Annotated in this window: 4 protein-coding genes and 1 pseudogene; 4 read left to right on the top strand and 1 reads right to left on the bottom strand. The window is 58.6% G+C overall.

Annotated features, from left to right (window positions below):
- From BIS10_RS18145 to BIS10_RS18130, 4 genes and pseudogenes are all read left to right on the top strand, one after another.
- Positions 1-180: pseudogene (locus BIS10_RS18145) on the top strand (ABC transporter); the annotation flags it as partial.
- A 115-nt stretch (positions 181-295) separates the two neighbouring features.
- Positions 296-820, top strand: a complete 525-nt coding sequence (locus BIS10_RS18140) for a DUF3455 domain-containing protein (RefSeq protein WP_253018951.1) — start codon at positions 296-298, stop codon at positions 818-820.
- A gap of 125 nt (positions 821-945) precedes the next feature.
- Entirely contained in the window at positions 946-1,569 is a 624-nt protein-coding gene (locus BIS10_RS18135; protein ID WP_253507475.1) for a sigma-70 family RNA polymerase sigma factor, read from the top strand.
- Positions 1,566-2,303, top strand: coding sequence for an anti-sigma factor domain-containing protein (locus BIS10_RS18130; protein ID WP_253507472.1), 738 nt, complete (start codon positions 1,566-1,568; stop codon positions 2,301-2,303). The genes BIS10_RS18135 and BIS10_RS18130 overlap by 4 nt, the downstream gene beginning before the upstream one ends.
- Positions 2,304-2,343: 40 nt before the next feature.
- Here BIS10_RS18130 and trkA read toward each other — a convergent pair.
- A partial coding sequence (gene trkA / locus BIS10_RS18125; RefSeq protein WP_253507469.1) for a Trk system potassium transporter TrkA occupies positions 2,344-2,963 on the bottom strand: 620 nt, incomplete at its 5' end.

The raw sequence follows: 2,963 nt of genomic DNA, 5'->3' as shown, positions 1-2,963 counted from the left end.
CTCGCTCACTGGCAGGTGGCGGGTATCGATACCCCTTTGACCCAGCGTCTGGATGGCCTGACACGGCTGGAAGAGGGGCAGGTCTCGCGCTTGGGAATCGCTGGTCAGCGCTGCCACCTGTTTGATGCCAACGGCAATGCCTGCCCGCGCCAAGTCGCGGTGGATGGGGTGAGCCGATAATTTTTTAAATAATTAAACTTTTTTTAAAAAAGAGTGCATCCAATCGGTCTCCTTGTGTGTATCCCCTATACAGCCGCTATTTAAAGCGGTTGATACAAAACCCAAGGAGACTGAAATGACCATCCAACATATGACGCGTGCTACTCTCGCCGCTACCTTGATTGCATCCTTCAGTCACGTCGCGCTGGCTGACATGACGCCCGCCGAAGTCCAAGTACCGGACGGCAATACCGTCGCTCTCGAAACCGTGGGCGTTGGCGCTATTACTTACATGTGTGAAGCCAAAGAAGACGGCACCATGGGCTGGGTATTCAAAGGCCCGCACGCTGCGCTGAACGATAGCGAAGGCACCCAGGTAGGCAGCTACTACGGCCCGCCCGCTACTTGGGAAGCCCTGGATGGTTCTAAAATTACCGGCACCCAGCTAGCCGTGGCGCCAAATGGCGATGGCAACATTCCGTTGCAGCTTGTTGAAGCCAACCCGGCTGAAGGCGAAGGCGCCATGAGCGGTGTTAGCTACATCCAGCGCCTGAACACCCAAGGCGGCGTTGCCCCTGATGTTGCCTGTGACGAGGGCCACGAGGGCGCCACTGCCGTCGTGACGTATCAAGCCGACTACATCTTCTGGACCGCGAACTAAGCGTTCCAATACTGACTCACCTTTATTAAGTTCAGTAAGGCTAGGGACTCGTATCCAGGCTCCCTAGCCGCTATGCTTCTGGCAGTGCGACGACCGATGCCGGCGCGTTCCCAGGGAGCGAAGATGTGTCTGAACGCGATATGTCTGAAACAGGTAAGGCTAACACCATTAGCACCGAGAACGGCCACGTAAGGCCCACTCATGAATTCGATTATGCTGATGCGCTCGCCCGCTGCGCCCGTGGGGAGCACGCAGCGCTACAACAGCTTTATCAGTACGAAGGTGCCAAGCTGCTTGGTGTTGTTTTGCGCATTGTGAAAGACCGAGGCATGGCTGAAGACATTGTCCACGATGCCTGCCTGAACATTTGGCAGCGCGCTGACAGCTTCGACCCTCAAAAAGGGGCTGCCCGTACCTGGATCTTCAGTATTGCCCGCCACTTGGCGCTGAATGCCATCCGTGGCCGTGACCGCGAAGTGAGTGTCGACCTGGATGACCCCCACGAACTCGATGACGACGACACCTTCCAGCAGGCGTCGCGGGTGACGGACGCCTTCGATTGGCAAACCGGCCAACGGATGGACGAGTGCCTGCAGCAGTTGGAAACCGAACGCCGTAACTGCGTGCTGCATGCTTATGTGGATGGTTTGTCCCATGCAGAGATTGCGGCGCACACGGGCGCGCCGCTGGGCACCGTAAAAGCCTGGATTAAGCGCAGCCTACTTCGCTTACGGGAGTGTATGGCATGAGCCCTTCAAACGAACCCGATGACCTTCATGCCCTAGCCGGGGAGTACGTGCTAGGCACACTGCCTATGACCGAGCGCGAAGCTTTTGAGGCGCGTTTAGCCAACGACCCTGAGCTGCAAAAAGCAGTGGCGGATTGGGAAGAGCGTTTCTTTCCCTATACCGCGATGGTGGAGCCGGTCACGCCCTCCGATTATCTCTGGCCGCGCATCGAGCGCAGTCTGAAGGCATCGTCTGCGAGCGCCTCGCGTCCGATACCTCATCGCACGCCGAGCTCCCATGTGCCGCGTCGTCGCTTGGCGCATAGCCTGCCGTTTTGGCGTGGGGTGGCGGGGGTCAGTGTCGCTGCTGTATTGGCAATGAGCGTGATGCTGACGAACGTGGTCACCGGACCCTCAACACCTGAGTACATGGTGGTGCTGTTAGCGCCGCAAACTCAGTCGGCGGGGTGGGTGGTACAGACCGCGAATCGCCAGGAAATTCAGTTGATTCCCTTGGGCACGTTTGAAGTGCCGGAGGGCAAAGCGCTCGAGTTCTGGACCAAGGCCGATGATTGGCAAGCGCCTGTCTCGCTGGGGCTTGTAGAGCCAGGGCAACCGCTGCGCCTGCGTTTGGATCAACTGCCACCGCTTGAGGATAACCAGCTGTTTGAGCTGACGCTGGAAGATGATTCTGGCTCGCCCACCGGGCTGCCCACCGGGCCCATTGAGTTTATTGGCCGCGCGGTAGAAATCTAACATCGCCACCCCTGGTGGCGACGTTCATTGCAAGCTTCTGTTAAAAGAAGCTTAATCCGACCTGGAAGAGGCGCTCCACGTCGCGAATGCGCCGCTTGTCGATCACAAAGAGAATCACGTGGTCGCCGCTCTCCACCCGCACGTCACCATGGGCGATGAGCACTTCTTTACCGCGTACGATGGCACCGATAGTGGTGCCTTCGGGCAGGTCGATCTCGGCAATCGTACGGCCCACCACTTTTGACGACTGCTTATCGCCGTGGGCGATGGCCTCAATGGCCTCCGCCGCGCCCCGGCGCAGGGAGTGCACATTGACGATATCTCCCCGGCGCACGTGGGTGAGTAGGCTGCCAATGGTGGCCTGCTGGGGGGAAATGGCGATGTCGATATCGCCGCCCTGCACCAAATCCACGTAGGCGGCGTTGTTGATCAGTGTGAGCACCTTCTTCGCCCCCAACCGCTTGGCCAGTAGCGACGACATGATATTCACTTCGTCGTCGTTGGTCAGCGCGCAGAAGATATCGCAATCCTCGATATTCTCCTCTTCCAGCAGCCGCTTGCTGGTGGCGCTGCCGTGGAGCACTACGGTGCGATCCAGCCGCTCGGAGAGCGTGGTGCAGCGCTCCAGGCTGTGCTCGATGATCTTGACCTGATGGCTGT

This window comes from Halomonas sp. 707B3, assembly GCF_024158645.1.
Lineage (GTDB): Bacteria > Pseudomonadota > Gammaproteobacteria > Pseudomonadales > Halomonadaceae > Vreelandella > Vreelandella lionensis.
This window is presented reverse-complemented; position numbering and strand designations above follow the sequence as displayed.

What these genes read in the sequence shown, in the direction of transcription:
- BIS10_RS18130 (WP_253507472.1), top strand. Translation starts at nt 1,566, where the DNA reads ATGAGCCCTTCAAACGAACCCGATGACCTTCATGCCCTAGCCGGGGAG.
- BIS10_RS18140 (WP_253018951.1), top strand. Translation starts at nt 296, where the DNA reads ATGACCATCCAACATATGACGCGTGCTACTCTCGCCGCTACCTTGATT.